Here is a 15,747-nt window from a genome sequence, read left to right on the forward strand (position 1 = left end):
GGCTGGTGCGCCACCTGCGCCGATACGGGATTGCCGTCAGTAGGCGCGGGCCACGATGGCGACCGTACCGGGTGCGTCGTCGGTGTCGGGCACCGACCCGTCCTCGGCGACCAGACACCGTACGGACACGGCCTGTTCGGCGAGCTTGGCCTCGCCCTCGGGGCCGAGCTCGGCCCACGGGATGCGTGCCCAGCCGCCGGCGACGGCCGCCTCGGCCGCTTCGGCGAGGGTGGCGACATCACTCGTACGGGACTCGCGCCGCTCGCGAGACTGCCGAAGGAGCGTCGCCTGGTCCTCTTCGAGGATGGTGGGCAGCAGTTCGGCGAGCGTGGCGGCGTCACTGGACACGGGCTCCTTGCCGCCGGGGATGCGGCGGGCCAGCATCGCGGTGCCGGCCTCCAGGTCGCGCGGGCCGATCTCGATGCGTACCGGTACGCCCTTGAGCTCCCAGTCCACGGCACGGCGGCCGAAGGGGGTGTCCACCCGGTCGTCCACCTGGACGCGCAGACCGGCGGCCTTGAGGCGGTCGCCCAGTTCGCGGACCTTGACGACGGCCTCGTCGCCCTTGATCGCCATGACGACGACCTGGACGGCGGCGAGTCGCGGCGGCACCCGCAGGCCGCTGTCGTCGCCGTGCGACATGATCAGGCCGCCGACCATGCGGGTGGAGACGCCCCAGGAGGTCTGCCAGACGAGTTCCTGCTTGCCGTCCTTGGAGAGGTACTGGGTGTTGAAGGCCTTGGCGAAGTTGGTGCCGAGCTCGTGGCTCGTGCCCATCTGGAGGGCCTTGCCGTCGCCCATCATCCCTTCGAGGGTAAGGGTGTTGATGGCTCCGGCGAAGCGCTCCCTGGCGGTCTTGCGGCCGAGCACCACGTCGATGCCGAGCACGTTGATCATGAAGTCGGCGTAGACGTCGCGGTGGATGCGCGCCGCGTAGTCGCGGGCGTCCTCGTAGGTGGCGTGGGCGGTGTGCCCTTCCTGCCACAGGAATTCGCTCGTACGGAGGAAGACCCGCGGGCGCATCTCCCAACGGACCACGTTGGCCCACTGGTTGATGAGCAGCGGCAGGTCGCGATAGCTCTGGACCCACTTCGAGAAGTAGTCGTTGATGATCGTCTCGGAGGTCGGGCGGACCACGACGGGCTCTTCGAGCTCCTTGCCGCCACCGTGCGTGACCACCGCGAGTTCGGGTGCGAAGCCCTCGACGTGCTGAGCTTCGCGAGTCAGGTAAGACTGGGGGATGAAGAGCGGGAAGTAGGCGTTCTGGGCGCCTGCGTCCTTGATACGTGCATCCATCTCCTGCTGCATCCGTTCCCAGAGGCCGTAGCCGTACGGTCGGATCACCATGGTGCCGCGCACCGGACCGTTGTCCGCGAGTTCGGCCTTGTTGATCAGGTCCTGGTACCAGCGGGGAAAGTCTTCCGCCCGGGGCGTGAGAACGGGTGCCTTAGCCATGGCGCGAATGGTACGGCGCAGGGGTGGCGGAGCGTGAATCGCCTTCCGGCCGCCCCGGTTCCGCATTTGCCATGGTTGCCGCGGTTCGTTTCGTTCCTTGCCTCCGCCCTCTGGACGCGGGGCGGGATGCGGAGTTCCCTGGCATACGGGGGAAGTGCGTACGGACATTCACGGGGGCTGTCAATCAGGGCACAGCTGACCTCTCGGCGGATTGGGGCGCTTTCCATGACACCAACGCTCGTCCGGCATCAGTCCCGTACGGCCTCGGCCCCCTTCGGGGACACGCCCGTGCGCGCGCGGGACTGGGCGGAGATCCAGGAACGGATGCTGGTCCCTCTCTTCGAGGCGGCGTACGAGCGCCTCGACGTGGGGCCGGCCACCCATCTGCTCGGCCTGGGCTGCGGCTCGGGTCTGGCGCTGCTGATGGCCGCCTCGCGCGGGGCCTCGGTGACCGGGGTCGACCGCCCCGAGCGCGCCGCGCGCCTGGCGCTCGCGAGGCAGCGGCTGCTACCCGAGTCCGGCAGGGGCGGTTCTGCGGGGATGGGCGCGAGGCGGCTGGTGGCCGGCGGGCCCGCGGACACCGCCGGGCCGGGCCGGGCCCCGTACGACTTGATCACGGCGTTCGAGCCGGTCGGCTGTGCGGCCGGTGATACGGAGTACCTGGTGTCCTCGCTGGAGTCGGCGAAGGCGCTCGCGGAGCGCGGCAGTGCGGTGGTGCTCGTCGGCTGGGGCCCACCGGAGCGGTGTGCCACGTCGGCGGTGCTGCGGGTGGCGACCCGGTTGACCGGCCGGGTGGGCGACGCGGCGCACTGGCGGCCAAGCGGGCGCGACGATCTGGAGGACGTGGCCGCGCGCGCCGGGCTCAAGCCGGACGGCTCGGGCCGGGTGGCGTGCCCCTTCGGCTACGCGGACCTGGACAGCGCGATGCGTGGTCTGTTGTCGACGGGTGCCTTCGACGCGGCGGCGCGGGCCACCGATCAGGCGCAGGTGGAGAAGGAGCTCGCCGAGGCGCTCCACGCGCATGTCCGCCGGGACGGGACGGTGTGGATGCCGAACGTCTTTCGCTATTTGATCGCCCGCACGCCGTAAACGTCCGTAACAGCGGCCTCTTACACGGTGGTTGAGAGGGTCAACCCCGCCTTTCCCAGGCGGGGGATGCCGGCCGCCCGGTAGACCGCCTCCTCCTCCAGCGTCTCGTTCGCCAGCAGGGCCTTGGCGAGCGCGTCCAGCTTGGCCGGTACGCGTCATTATTCGAGAGCGGCACACAGGGCGGATCCGACGGGTTCTCGCGGAGTCGTGCCCGGGGCCCGTGGGAGGTCGTCGCCGTACTGCCGCCCCATGGGCACACAACGTGTGGGGCGCCTTCCCGCCCGACCGGAAGGCGCCCCACACTGACCGCTGCGCGCGAATCAGCCCATGAACTTCTTGAACTCGTCGGGCAGCTCGAAGTTCTTCTGCTGCTCGGCGGCGGGCAGGCCGAGTGCGCCGCCCTGCGCCTTCGCTTCGGCGGCAGCGGCGGCGGCGGCCTCCTCGGCCTTGCGCTTCATCGGGTTGCCGCTCTTGCGCTTGCCCTTGGCCTGCTTGATCTGCTTCTTCTGCCGACCGGGGCCGCCGCCCATGCCCGGCATCCCCGGCATGCCCGGCATTCCGCCGCCCTGGGCCATCCGGGACATCATCTTGCGGGCGTCGAAGAACCGCTCGACCAGGTTCTTGACCGCGCTGACCTCGACGCCGGAACCCTTGGCGATACGGGCACGGCGCGAGCCGTTGATGATCGTCGGGTCGTGGCGCTCGCCCGGGGTCATCGACTTGATGATGGCCGCGGTGCGGTCCACGTCCCGCTCGTCGATGTTGTTGATCTGGTCCTTGATCTGCCCCATGCCGGGCAGCATCCCGAGCAGCTTGGAGATGGAGCCCATCTTGCGGACCTGCTCCATCTGAGCCAGGAAGTCGTCGAGCGTGAAGTCCTTGCCCTTGCTCGATGCCAGCTTGGAGGCCATCTTCTCGGCCTCTTCTTGGCTGAACGTCTTCTCCGCCTGCTCGATCAGGGTGAGCAGGTCACCCATGTCGAGGATGCGGGACGCCATACGGTCCGGGTGGAACGCGTCGAAGTCTTCCAGCTTCTCGCCGTTGGAGGCGAACATGATCTGCTTGCCGGTGACGTGCGCGATGGACAGCGCCGCGCCGCCGCGGGCGTCGCCGTCGAGCTTGGAGAGCACCACGCCGTCGAAGCCCACGCCGTCGCGGAAGGCTTCGGCGGTGTTGACCGCGTCCTGGCCGATCATCGCGTCGACGACGAAGAGGATCTCGTCGGGGCTGACGGCGTCGCGGATGTCCGCGGCCTGCTGCATCAGCTCCTGGTCGATGCCGAGGCGTCCGGCGGTGTCGACCACGACCACGTCGTACTGCTTGGACCGGGCGAACTCGATGGAGTCCTGGGCGACCTTGACCGGGTCGCCCACGCCGTTGCCCGGCTCGGGCGCGTAGACCGCGACGCCCGCGCGCTCGGCGACGACGCTCAGCTGGTTGACGGCGTTGGGGCGCTGGAGGTCACAGGCCACCAGGAGCGGGGAGTGGCCCTGCCCCTTCAGCCACTTGCCGAGCTTTCCGGCGAGGGTGGTCTTACCGGCACCCTGGAGACCCGCGAGCATGATGACGGTCGGGGGGTTCTTGGCGAACCGCAGACGCCGGGTCTCGCCGCCGAGGATGCCGATGAGCTCCTCGTTGACGATCTTGATGACCTGCTGGGCGGGGTTGAGGGCCTGGGAGACCTCGATGCCGGACGCGCGTTCCTTGACCTGCTTGATGAAGGCGCGGACTACGGGCAGCGCGACGTCGGCCTCGAGCAGCGCGATGCGGATCTCGCGCGCGGTGGCGTCGATGTCCGCCTCGGACAGGCGGCCCTTGCCCCGGAGGTTCTTGAATGTCGCGGCAAGGCGGTCGGAGAGGGTGTCGAACACGGTGGTCGCGGGTCCTCGGCGTCGTGGGGCGGTCGGGTGAACGTCCCCCAGGGTATCCCGGGCGGCGGTGGCGCCGGGGGGTGCCTGCGGGGCTTTCCCCCGCCCGGTCTTTCCCGAACCGGGGCTGCGCCCCGGACCCCGCTCCTACCCCGGCTCCCCCAGTGCCGACTCCAGCCCCCGCGCCACCTCGGCCGCCCGCTCCGGGGACAGCGGGACGCCTTCCGCGTCGGTGACGTAGAACGCGTCCACCGCGTTCGCCCCCAGCGTCGAGACATGGGAACTGCGCACCCGCACCCCGGCGGCCTCCAGGGCACGCCCGATGCGGTGCAGCAATCCCGGCGCGTCCTGGGCCCGGACCTCGATGACCGTGGCGTGGTGGGAGGCCGAGGGCGCGACCGTCACCCGCGGCGGTGGCGCCTGGACGCCCCGGCGCCGGGGGTAGGCGGCCTCGCGTTCGGCGAGGCGGCCCTCGATGTCGAGGGAGCCTTCCAGCGCCCGCACCAGGTCGGCCCGCAGCCGGGCCGCCTGCGGCAGCGAGCCGTACTCCGCGGCCACCCGCCAGTCCAGCAGCAGTACGGACCCGCCGAACGGCTCCGGGAGTTCGACGGCGCGCAGTTCGGCGGCGCGCACGGTGAGGCGGTGCAGCGCGAGGACGCCGGCCGTCGCGGGCAGCACGTGCGGCTGGTCGGGGACGGCGATGAGGAGTTCCACGCCGAGGGGTTCCTGTTCGGCGGATCCGTCGGCCGCCTCGAAGCTTTCGGCGCTGTCGGCGCGGGCGCGCAGGGCGAGGACCGGCCCGCCGGTGCGGTGCGCCTCCACGGCGAGGCGTTCCTGTTCGGCGGTGGTCGCGGCGGGTTCGGGGTCGACGGGCTCGCCCGCGAGGACCGCCGAGGCCCGTTTCACCAGGTCAGCGACGAGCGTGCCGCGCCAGGACGACCATGCGGCGGGCCCGGTGGCCAGCGCGTCCGCCTCGGTGAGGGCGTGCAGCAGTTCGAGGGTGCCGATCGAACCGACGGCCTCGGCGACCGCGCGCACGGTCGCCGGGTCGTCCAGGTCGCGCCGGGTCGCGGTCTCGATGAGCAGCAGGTGGTGGCGTACGAGGGTGGCGATGACGGCCACGTCGTCGGCGGGGAAGCCGATCCGCGTGGCCATGTCGCGGGCGATGGTCTCGCCGGCCACCGAGTGGTCGCCGGGCCAGCCCTTGCCGATGTCGTGCAGGAGGGCGGCGACCAGCAGCAGGTCGGGGCGGCCGACCCGGCGGGTCAGGTACGAGGCGCGCACGGCGGTCTCCACCAGATGGCGGTCGACGGTCCAGGTGTGCACGGCGTTGCGCTGCGGGCGGCAGCGGACCCGTTCCCAGTCGGGCAGCAGCCCGGTGATGAGGCCTTCCGCTTCCAGGGCCTCCCATACGGGGACGGTCGGCTCCCCCGCGCCGAGCAGCGTGACGAGTTGCTCGCGGGCCTCGGCGGGCCAGGGCGAGGGGAGGGGTTGGGCCACGCTCGCCAGGCGTCGTACCGCGTGCCGGGAGACGGGCAGGGCGGACTGGGCGGCCGCGGCGGCGGCGCGCAGTGCGAGCACCGGGTCCTTCTCGGGGCGGGCGGCGAGCGCGAGCACGACCTCGCCGTCCTGTTCCACGACGCCTTCGGCCAGCGGGGTCCGTCCCGGCGGCCCCGAGCGGCCGCCCAGGAGGCCGCGCAGGCGGGGCCGGGCGGACCGGGCCCGCAGCACCCGGCCCACCTCGCGCCAGGTGACGTCGCCCGCGTAGGAGATGACGCGCGCCGACTCCGATACCTGACGGAGCATCACATCTGCGTCCAGGAGCCCGAGTTGGTCGGCGACGGCGTCCTGTTCCTGGAGGGCGAGGCGGTCGGTGGCCCGGCCGGTGCACAGGTGGAGCGCGTCGCGCACGTCCAGGAGCGTGCGCCGGGCCTCGCCGAGTCCTTCCCTGGGCGCGTCCGCCAGCCAGGACGCGGCGACCGCCCGCAGCGCGGTGGCGTCCCGCAGTCCGCCGCGGGCCTCCTTGAGGTCGCCTTCGAGGAGGTACTGCAACTCACCCTGGCGCTCGGCCCGTTCGCGGCACAGCTCGTCGAGTTCCGGGAGCCGTTTGGGGGCGAGGTTGCGCCAGTCGGCGAGGACCGCGCTGCGCAGGGCGGCCGTCATGGCGAGGTCGCCCGCGACATGGCGGGCGTCCAGGAGGCCGAGCTGGACCTTGAGGTCCTCGCCCGCGGTCTTGCGGGCCTGGGCCGGGGTGCGCACGGAGTGGTCGAGGGCGAGGCCCAGGTCCCACACCGGGTACCAGAGCCGGTCGGCGAGGGAGGCGAGGGTCGCGGCGTCCGCGCGCCCGTCGTGCAGGAGAAGCAGGTCAAGGTCGCTGCGCGGGGAGAGTTCGCCGCGCCCGTATCCGCCGACGGCGACCAGGGCCGCGCCGGACACCCCGGCCGCTTCGGCGGCGCCGGCGAACATCCTGGCCAGCCACTCGTCGGTCAGCTCGGCCAGGGCGGCCCGGCGCGGCGGGCCCGGCTGCGCCTTCTCGTTGAGAAGACGCAGCCGGGCCGCCGCGTAGCCGCCGGGCTCCGAGTCGTCGTCAGAGGATTCGGTACTCACGTCAACGCTCGTCACCCAGCAGCTCCTTGCCGTCTCTTCTACAGTGCGTCGGGTCCGCGCTCGCCGGTCCGCACCCGGACCGCCGACTCGACCGGCACGCTCCACACCTTGCCGTCGCCGATCTTTCCGGTGCGGGCGGCCTTGACCACGACGTCGATGAGTTCCTCGGCGTCGTCGTCCTCGACCAGCACCTCTATGCGGATCTTGGGGACGAGGTCGACGGTGTACTCGGCGCCCCGGTAGACCTCGGTGTGGCCGCGCTGGCGCCCGTATCCGCTGGCCTCGGTGACGGTCAGGCCGTGGACACCGAAGGCCTGGAGGGCCTGCTTGATCTCGTCCAGCCGGTGCGGCTTGACCACCGCGGTGATGAGCTTCATGCGTCCACCTTCTTGTTCGCTGCCACTGCGCCCGGTGCCGCCGCGGTGCGGGGCGCCGTGCCGCCGCCCGCGCCGCTGAAGTCGTACGCCGTCTCGGCGTGCTCGACCTGGTCGATGCCCAGGACCTCGTCGTCCTCGGGGACCCGCATGCCGATGGTCTTGTCGAGGGCGAAGGCGAGGACGGCCGAGACGACCAGCGAGTAGCCGAGGACCGCGCCGACGCCGATGGCCTGCTTGCCGAGCTGGTCCAGGCCGCCTCCGTAGAAGAGGCCCTTCGCGGTGGACTGTACGCCGCCGGTGGCGAAGAGGCCGACGAGCAGCGAGCCGGTGATGCCGCCGACCATGTGGACGCCGACCACGTCGAGCGAGTCGTCGAAGCCGAAGCGGTACTTGAGGCCGATGGCCATGGCGCACAGGACGCCCGCGATGAGGCCGATGGCGATCGCGCCGAGCGGGCTGACGCAGCCGCCGGACGGGGTGATGGCGACGAGGCCCGCGACCGCGCCGGAGGCGGCGCCGAGCGTGGTGAAGGAGCCGTGGCGGAGCTTCTCGTACAGCAGCCAGGCGAGCATCGCGGCGGCCGTGGCGACCTGGGTGTTGACGAACATGACGGCGCCCACGCCGTCGTCGTTGCCGAGCCAGGAGCCGGCGTTGAAGCCGAACCAGCCGAACCACAGCAGGCCCGCGCCGAGCATGACGAGCGGCAGGCTGTGCGGCCGCATCGGGTCCTTCTTGAAGCCGACGCGCTTGCCGATGACCAGGATCACGCCGAGGGCGGCCGCGCCCGCGTTGATGTGGACGGCGGTGCCGCCGGCGAAGTCGATGACGCCCTTCTTGAAGAGCCAGCCGTCCGAGGCCCACACCCAGTGCGCGACCGGGAAGTAGACGACGGTGACCCACAGGGCGGTGAACAGCGACCAGGCGGTGAACTTGACACGGTCCGCGAGCGCTCCGCTTATGAGCGCGGGCGTGATGACCGCGAACATCAGCTGGAAGACGGCGAAGACGTAGATCGGGATGGTGTATCCGGGCCAGAGCTGGACCAGGCCGATGCCGCTGAGCCCGAAGTAGGCCTTGCTCCAGCCGATGAAGCCGTTGCTCTCGCCGAAGGTCAGGCTGAATCCGTAGAGCACCCAGAGGATCGTGACGATTCCGAGGCTGATGAAGCTCATCATGAGCATGTTCAGGGTGCTCTTGACGCGGACCATGCCTCCGTAGAAGAAGGCGAGCCCCGGGGTCATGATCATCACCAGCGCTGAGCAGATCAGCATGAATCCGGTGTTGGCGCTGGACAGCTGCGGAGCGTCAGCTGCGAGCGTGATGCCTGGGGGCATCGGCGTCTCCTCGTCGTCGGTACGGCCCGTGCGGGGGCGTTACTCGGGCGGGAACTGGCTGGGAGCCGGTTATGCGCCATGAGGTTGTCCCAGCGCGGTTTCCGTCGATGCCGCTCGATGTTTCGCCGCAGTGACGAAGGAGGCGGGCGTGTTACGCGCCCGTGAACTGCCGGATCAGGAGGGGGTCCGGCGACTACCATCCGCGTACGTTCCCGCACGCCGGACCGACCGCGACGTCACCCGCTCGACCTGGCGTGGGGGAGCCGAGTCGTGCTGAAAGGGGTGCGAAGTCGCGGCCGGGGTTCTGGGGCCGCTGCTCAGACGGCCTCGGCCGTCTCGGGCAGCTCCCTGCTGAGGAGGTCGGTCATCTGGACGACTTCGGCGACGTCCCCGAAGTCGCGGGCCGCGGTGTCGACGGTCTTGCGCAGCCGGGTGTTGACCCGCTCCGAGCGGACCCGCTTGGCGACCCGCAGGGCCTGCTCGGCCAGCACCGTGGACTGCTCGGGCTCGCGTTTGAGCAGGTGCACGGTGGCCATGCCGATCAGGTTGAGCGCATACGACCTCTGGTGCTCCTCATCCTTGCCGAACAGGGCGACGGCCTGTTCCATCACGGGCTCGGCGAGCGAGGCGTAGGTGGGGCTGCGGCCGGCCACGTAGGCGAGGTCGCGGTAGGAGTGGGCGTTCTCGCCGTTGAGCTCCGCCTCGGAGAAGAAGCGGATCCAGTCGGGCTCCGGCTCGCCGTCGAGCCCGGCGTCGCCGAAGGTGTCCTCGGCCATCCGGACGGCGCGTTTGGTCTTGCTGGGCTGGCCCATGTTGGCGTAGGCGCGGGCCTCCATCGCATACAGCATGGCCTGGGTGCGCGGGGTGGCGCAGTCACGGCTGCCGTACTGGGCGAGGTGGATGAGCTCCAGGGCGTCGTCGGGGCGCCCGAGGTGGATCATCTGGCGGCTCATCGAGGACAGGATGTACGAGCCGAGCGGCTTGTCGCCCGCTTCCTTGGAGGCGTGCAGGGCGAGCACGAAGTACTTCTGGGCGGTGGGCTGGAGGCCCACGTCGTAGCTCATCCAGCCGGCCAGCTCGGCGAGTTCGGCCGCGCATTTGAAGAGGCGTTTGGCGGTGGCGGCGGGCTGGGGTTCCTGGAGCAGGTCGGTGACCTCGTGGAGCTGGCCGACCACGGCCTTGCGGCGCAGTCCGCCGCCGCACTGGGCGTCCCACTGGCGGAACATCGCGGTGGTGGATTCGAGGAGTTCCAGTTCGGGCCTCGACAGCCGGGAGGGGCGGCGGGCGCTCGCGGCGGTCTCCGGGGTGCCGGGTTCGCTCGCGGGCGACGGCACCAGCCAGCGCTGCATGGGTTCGATCAGGGAGGGGCCCGCGGCCAGCATCAGCGAGGTGCCGAGGAAGCCGCGCCGGGCGAGCATGAGGTCGCTGCGGGAGAACTCGCTGAGCAGCGAGACCGTTTGAGGCCCGGCCCAGGGCAGGTCGACGCCGGCCACGGACGGTGACTGGTGGGCCTGGCGCAGGCCGAGGTCCTCGATGGCGACGACGCTGCCGAACCGCTCGGAGAACAGCTCGGAGAGGATCCGGGGAATCGGCTCGCGAGGCATTTCGCCGTCGAGCCAGCGCCGCACCCTGGAGGTGTCGGTGCTGATGTGGTGCGCGCCCATCTGGCGTGCCCGCCGGTTCACTTGGCGCGCCAGCTCACCCTTCGACCAGCCGCTGCGCACGAACCACGAACTCAGCTGCTCGTTGGGGCGCTTGCCGGCGCTCGTACCGCTAGCCCCACTGCCGCCCACGGGAACGCCCCCATTCCGTTGAAGCCTGTGTGTGTCGGTCGTGCGTCGATCGCGCGAACCCCTATCAGGATGCCGCTAGTTGGGCCTCCTGTCTTACGGTTGCGCCCGCTCGGGGGGTGAACCGGCTTGCCTCCGGCATACCCGCGAGCGACCTCGACCCCAGGGTTCATCTACCGACGGTAATCCTACGATCACCGGTCCAGCCATGGCGATTCCGCAATCGCCACCATTCGCCACCCCTTCGAATGAACTCGCCTGCCGCCGGGCGCGATTCACTTGACACATGACGATCAGCATCGGATGGAGCGGAGTGAGCCGGGGCGCGCGCGGCGCATCGCACCACCCCCCGCACGACCCCGACCGACCTGGCGGAAACGGAACGTGAGGGGAAGACTCCGCATCGTCACGACCACGTCACCGGCGTCGTAACCACCGGCGCGGCAGACCCGTTGGAGGGGGCATGGGCTTCACGATCGGCGGCGGCCGGGGGATCAAGGAGACCCGGCCCGGCTCCTGGCGCCTGGGCCGTTCGGCGCGCACGACCCGCACGAGCGAGGTCACCGCGGTCGCCGAGTACACCGGCCTGTGGGGCTGGGACGTCGCAGCGGGCACCCGGGAGCTGAACGGGCAGTGCTCCTGCGGCAGTTCGGCGTGCGGCTCGCCGGGCGCGCATCCGCTCGGCTTCGTGCCGGAGGTCCCGGCGGGCGCCACCCTGGACGACGTGACCAAGGCGTGGTCCCAGTGTCCGGGAGCGGCGGTGCTGCTGCCGGTCGGGCGGACCTTCGACGTCCTTGACGTGGCGGCGCCGGTGGGGCGGCGGGCGCTGGTGCGGCTGGAGCGGATGGGACTCCCGCTGGGCCCGGTGTCCACGACCCCGACCGGCCGCACCCACTTCTACGTTGCCCCGGGCGCCTTTGCCGAACTCCCCCGGCTGCTCTACCGGATGGGCTGGGACGACGCCGGACTCGACTTGTGCTGCCCGCCGCGCGGCAGTTACGTACCGGCTCCACCGTCGGGCGAGGTGCACTGGCTGCGCCCGCCGTCCCTGGACACGGCGACCCGTCCGCCCGAGGCCCGGCTGCTGCTCGGCACCCTGGCGTACATCTGCCACCGCTCGGCAGCGTAGCCCGAAAACGGGACCGCCCCGCCGCACCTGTTCCGGTGCGGCGGGGCGGTCGTGCAGGCGGGGGCGGGCTGCGCCCTGAAGAGGTGCGGGGAACCGCGCGACGAGCCACGGACGGCTCGCCTACGGATGCCCGCACCCCCAGCGGAGCGCCTACTCGCCGATGAGGGCGTCCACGAACGCCTCCGGCTCGAACGGGGCGAGGTCGTCCGCGCCCTCGCCGAGCCCGACGAGCTTGACGGGCACGCCCAGTTCACGCTGGACGGCGATGACGATGCCGCCCTTGGCGGTGCCGTCGAGCTTGGTGAGGACGATGCCGGTGATGTCCACGACCTCGGCGAACACCCGGGCCTGGACCAGACCGTTCTGGCCGGTGGTGGCGTCCAGGACGAGCAGGATCTCGTCCAGCGGGCCGTGCTTCTCCACGACCCGCTTGACCTTGCCGAGTTCGTCCATGAGCCCGGTCTTGGTGTGCAGCCGGCCCGCGGTGTCGATGAGGACGACGTCGGCACCCTCGGCGATGCCTTCCTTGACGGCGTCGAACGCGATCGAGGCGGGGTCGCCGCCCTCGGGGCCGCGCACGGTGCGGGCGCCGACCCGCTCGCCCCAGGTCTGCAACTGGTCGGCGGCGGCGGCGCGGAAGGTGTCGGCGGCGCCCAGCACCACGGACTTGCCGTCGGCGACCAGGACGCGGGCGAGCTTGCCGGTGGTGGTGGTCTTGCCGGTGCCGTTGACGCCGACGACCATGACGACGCCGGGCACCGTCTCGCCGCCCTCGGTCTTCACCTCGCGGTCGAAGTCGGGGCCGAGCAGCGCGAGGAGCTCCTCGCGCAGCAGGGTGCGCAGCTCCTCGGGGGTGCGGGTGCCGAGCACCCTGACGCGCTCGCGGAGCCGGTCGACCAGCTCCTGGGTCGGTGCGACGCCGACGTCGGCGGTCAGCAGGGTGTCCTCGATCTCCTCCCAGGTGTCCTCGTCGAGGTGCTCGCGGGAGAGCAGGGTGAGCAGTCCCTTGCCGAGGGCGTTCTGCGAGCGGGCGAGGCGGGCACGCAGCCGGACGAGGCGGCCGGCGGTGGGTTCGGGGACCTCCAGCGCCGGGATCTCGGGTGCGGCCGGCTCCTCGATGACGACCGGCGCGGCGGACGCCTCGGGGAGGCCGACCTCCTCGATGGTGCGGCGCGGTTCCTCAGCCGTCTCCGCGGCGTCCTCACCGACCTGAGGTTCGGCGGGCGGGGCTGTGATGGTCGGCGTGCTCGGCGGGGCGGTGGGCGGCAGCTGCTTCTTCTTGCGGCTGCTGACCACGAGCCCGCTGATCGCGCCGACCGCGACCAGGGCGATGACTACAGCAAGGATGACGAATTCCATAACCGTCCCAGTATCGGGTATGGGCCCGGCCAGGGCCCAGATTGTGGCTTCCTCCGAGAACGGAAGGGAATTATGGGGCAGGTGTCAGATTAAAGTACGATAGAAGTAGACCTATCAACGCGCGTAGAGTCCCCTTCGACCACCCCCCACCGGCTCAGCGCCGAGCCGAGCGAGAGGCACGGAACTCCACCCCCATGAGCACTAGCACCCCTGACGAAGCGCAGAGCGCCCTGGAAACACGCGGCCTGGAGCCGGTGCCGGACGCGGAGCGCACCGCGAGAACCCGCGAACTCTTCCCCACCTGGGTCGCCGCCAACATCAGCGTGCTGCTGCTCACGATGGGCGCGAGTCTCGTCGTCGCGTACAAGCTCAACTTCTGGCAGGCGATCGTGGTCGCCGTGTGCGCCCCGATCGTCTCCTACGGCCTGGTCGGCCTCATCGGCATCGCGGGCAAGCGCGGCGGCGCCCCCGGCATGGCGCTCTCGCGCGCGGTGTTCGGCCAGCGCGGCAACCTGCTGCCCGGTTCGCTGATCTGGGTGGCGCGCTGGGGCTGGGAGACCATCAACGCGGTGACCGGCGCCTATGCGGTGCTGACCGTGCTCGACATCCTCTTCGGCATCAAGAGCAACACGTTCCTGATCATCGTCACGCTCGCCGTCTTCGTGGTCATCACCTTCGCGATATCCGGCCTGGGCATCCACGTCGTGCAGAAGTGCAACAAGTACGCGACGTACCTGTTCGGCGCCTTCTCGGTCCTGGTGCTCGTCTACCTCGTCATGAACACCAACTGGTCCGCGGTCTTCGCCCAGCCGGCCGGCAAGACCTCGCTGATGGTCGCGGGCACCGGCATGATCGCCGCCGGGGGGGTCAGCTGGATCCCGTCCGCCCCCGACTTCGCCCGCTACCTGCCGCGCACCGCCTCCGCCAAGGCGATCGTCGGCAACTCCGTCGGCGGCGCCGGCATCGTCGTGCTGCCGATGGTCCTGATGGGCGCGGTCATGGCGGTCTCCACCCCGGACCTGGCCTCGGCCACCGACCCGGTGTCCTTCCTCGGCGAGATCCTGCCGATGTGGATCGCGGTGCCGTACCTGCTGATCGCGCTGGTCGGCATGCTGCTGATCAACTCGATGTCGATGTACTCGGCGGGCTTCACCGCGCAAACCCTCGGCTTCAAGATCCCGCGCCACTGGGCCGTCTCGGTGAACGCGGTGATCTCGCTGGTCTTCGGCGGTGTCCTGATGCTGGTCGCCACCAGCTTCATGGGCTCGTTCATCGCCTTCCTTTCGCTGCTCGCCGTCGCCTTCTCGGCCTGGGTCGGCGTGTTCGGCGCGGACATGCTGCGCCGCACCGAGTACGACGCCAAGGCGCTGCTCGACACCACCCGCACCAGCGCCTACTGGTACAAGGGCGGCTTCTCCCCCGCCGCGGTCATCGCCTGGGCGGTCGGCCTGCTCGGCGGCCTGATGTTCACCAAGTCCGACTGGTTCACCGGCCCGCTGGCCGCGAACAACCCGGTCGGCGAGTACGGCCTCGGCTGGGTCGCCACCATCGTGATCTCCGGCCTGCTCTACGTGGTGCTGCCCAAGCCCGCCGTGGTGGCCCCGGAGCCGTCCGAGGAAGTCAAGTCGCCCGAGACACTGGCCGTCTGACGTAGCGTCAGCTACCGTCCCCCTTCGCCCGGGGTTCTCCGCAAGCCTCCCGGCCAAGGGGGATTTCCCATGCCGTTCACGGTCGTACGCATGAATCTGGTGGACCCGGCCGCCACCTCGCAGACGCTGTCCGCCCGCTACCGGGCGGCCCTGGAGATGGCGGCGTACGCCGACGACCGGGGCATCGACACCGTCCAGACCGAGGAGCACCACGGCGCGGACAACAACTGGCTCCCGTCGCCCTTCACCTTCGCGGGCGCGGTCTTCGGCGCCACCCGCCGCATCGCGGTGACGGTCTCCGCGATCATCGGCCCGCTCTACGACCCGCTGCGGCTCGCCGAGGACGTCGCGGTCCTCGACCTGGTGAGCGGCGGCCGCCTGGTGACGGTGGCGGGGATCGGCTACCGGCCCGCCGAGTACGAGCAGCAGGGCGTCGAGTGGGGCCGGCGCGGCAGGCTCCAGGACGAGTTGCTCGAGACCCTCCTGAAGGCGTGGACGGGTGAGGAGTTCACCTTCCGGGGGCGCCGGGTCCGGGTCACACCGCGGCCGTTCACCGAGCCGCATCCGATGCTGCTGGTGGGCGGCTCCTCGCGGGCCGCGGCCCGCCGCGCGGCCCGGCTCGGGCTGCCGTTCTTCCCGAGCGCGCATCTGCCGGAGATCGAGGCGTACTACAACGAGAAGCTCGCCGAGTACGGCACCGAGGGCTTCTGCATGATGCCGGCGGCGACGACGACGCTGCTGCACGTCGCCGAGGACCCGGACCGGACGTGGGCCGAGTACGGCGAGCACTTCCTGCACGAGGCGCGGATGTACGCGTCCTGGCAGTCCAAGGACATCCGCTCGGCGGTGAGGTCGGCGGCCACCACCGTGGACGAGCTGCGTGCCGAGGGCGTCTACCGGATCGTGACCCCCGAGCAGTGCGCGGCGCTGGCCGCCGACAGTCTCGTCCTGCATCCGCTGTGCGGCGGGATGCCGGTGGACGAGGGCTGGCGCAGCCTGCACCTGTTCTGCGAACGGGTGCTGCCCGCGCTGTGACGACAGCACACTGCCCCGGCTCGATGGCGAGCCGGGGCAGTGTGCTGTGCGAGGA

The 15,747-nt window shown here is 71.1% G+C and carries 11 protein-coding genes; 4 read left to right on the top strand and 7 right to left on the bottom strand.

Annotated features, from left to right (window positions below):
• Positions 1 to 36: 36 nt before the first annotated feature.
• Positions 37 to 1,455 carry a proline--tRNA ligase gene (gene proS / locus OG522_RS11035; RefSeq protein ID WP_329462786.1) on the bottom strand — a complete coding sequence of 473 codons (1,419 nt, stop codon included), beginning with the start codon at positions 1,453 to 1,455 and terminating at the stop codon, positions 37 to 39.
• 225 nt (positions 1,456 to 1,680) lie between these two features.
• On the opposite strand from proS, the gene OG522_RS11040 reads away from it, so the two are divergent.
• Entirely contained in the window at positions 1,681 to 2,544 is an 864-nt protein-coding gene (locus OG522_RS11040) for an SAM-dependent methyltransferase (protein WP_329462787.1), read from the top strand.
• 320 nt (positions 2,545 to 2,864) lie between these two features.
• Here the strand turns inward: OG522_RS11040 and ffh are convergent, their stop codons facing one another.
• From ffh to nsdA, 5 genes are all read right to left on the bottom strand, one after another.
• Complete coding sequence (ffh, locus tag OG522_RS11045; protein ID WP_329462788.1) at positions 2,865 to 4,415, bottom strand: signal recognition particle protein; 1,551 nt, start codon at positions 4,413 to 4,415, stop codon at positions 2,865 to 2,867.
• Between the two features lie 144 nt (positions 4,416 to 4,559).
• Positions 4,560 to 7,034: a [protein-PII] uridylyltransferase gene (locus OG522_RS11050; protein ID WP_329462789.1), complete on the bottom strand. Its 2,475-nt coding sequence runs from the start codon at positions 7,032 to 7,034 to the stop codon at positions 4,560 to 4,562.
• 23 nt (positions 7,035 to 7,057) lie between these two features.
• Positions 7,058 to 7,396, bottom strand: coding sequence for a P-II family nitrogen regulator (locus tag OG522_RS11055; RefSeq protein WP_329462790.1), 339 nt, complete (start codon positions 7,394 to 7,396; stop codon positions 7,058 to 7,060).
• Positions 7,393 to 8,730 carry an ammonium transporter gene (locus OG522_RS11060; protein WP_329462791.1) on the bottom strand — a complete coding sequence of 446 codons (1,338 nt, stop codon included), beginning with the start codon at positions 8,728 to 8,730 and terminating at the stop codon, positions 7,393 to 7,395. The genes OG522_RS11055 and OG522_RS11060 overlap by 4 nt, the downstream gene beginning before the upstream one ends.
• Before the next feature lie 317 nt (positions 8,731 to 9,047).
• Positions 9,048 to 10,523 (bottom strand): transcriptional repressor NsdA, encoded by a 1,476-nt coding sequence (gene nsdA / locus OG522_RS11065; RefSeq protein ID WP_329462792.1) that lies wholly within the window; start codon positions 10,521 to 10,523, stop codon positions 9,048 to 9,050.
• 460 nt (positions 10,524 to 10,983) lie between these two features.
• Between nsdA and OG522_RS11070 the strand changes: the two genes are divergently transcribed.
• Complete coding sequence (locus OG522_RS11070; RefSeq protein WP_329462793.1) at positions 10,984 to 11,649, top strand: bifunctional DNA primase/polymerase; 666 nt, start codon at positions 10,984 to 10,986, stop codon at positions 11,647 to 11,649.
• A 150-nt stretch (positions 11,650 to 11,799) separates the two neighbouring features.
• On the opposite strand, the gene ftsY is transcribed toward OG522_RS11070, so the two are convergent.
• Complete coding sequence (gene ftsY, locus OG522_RS11075; protein WP_329462794.1) at positions 11,800 to 13,008, bottom strand: signal recognition particle-docking protein FtsY; 1,209 nt, start codon at positions 13,006 to 13,008, stop codon at positions 11,800 to 11,802.
• Positions 13,009 to 13,202: 194 nt separating this feature from the next.
• On the opposite strand from ftsY, the gene OG522_RS11080 reads away from it, so the two are divergent.
• Both OG522_RS11080 and OG522_RS11085 read left to right on the top strand, forming a co-directional pair.
• Positions 13,203 to 14,657 (top strand): cytosine permease, encoded by a 1,455-nt coding sequence (locus OG522_RS11080; RefSeq protein ID WP_329462795.1) that lies wholly within the window; start codon positions 13,203 to 13,205, stop codon positions 14,655 to 14,657.
• Between the two features lie 69 nt (positions 14,658 to 14,726).
• Complete coding sequence (locus OG522_RS11085) at positions 14,727 to 15,692, top strand: LLM class flavin-dependent oxidoreductase (protein WP_329462796.1); 966 nt, start codon at positions 14,727 to 14,729, stop codon at positions 15,690 to 15,692.
• The last annotated feature ends 55 nt before the right edge of the window (positions 15,693 to 15,747 follow it).

Source organism: Streptomyces sp. NBC_01431 (assembly GCF_036231355.1).
Classification (GTDB): Bacteria; Actinomycetota; Actinomycetes; order Streptomycetales; family Streptomycetaceae; genus Streptomyces.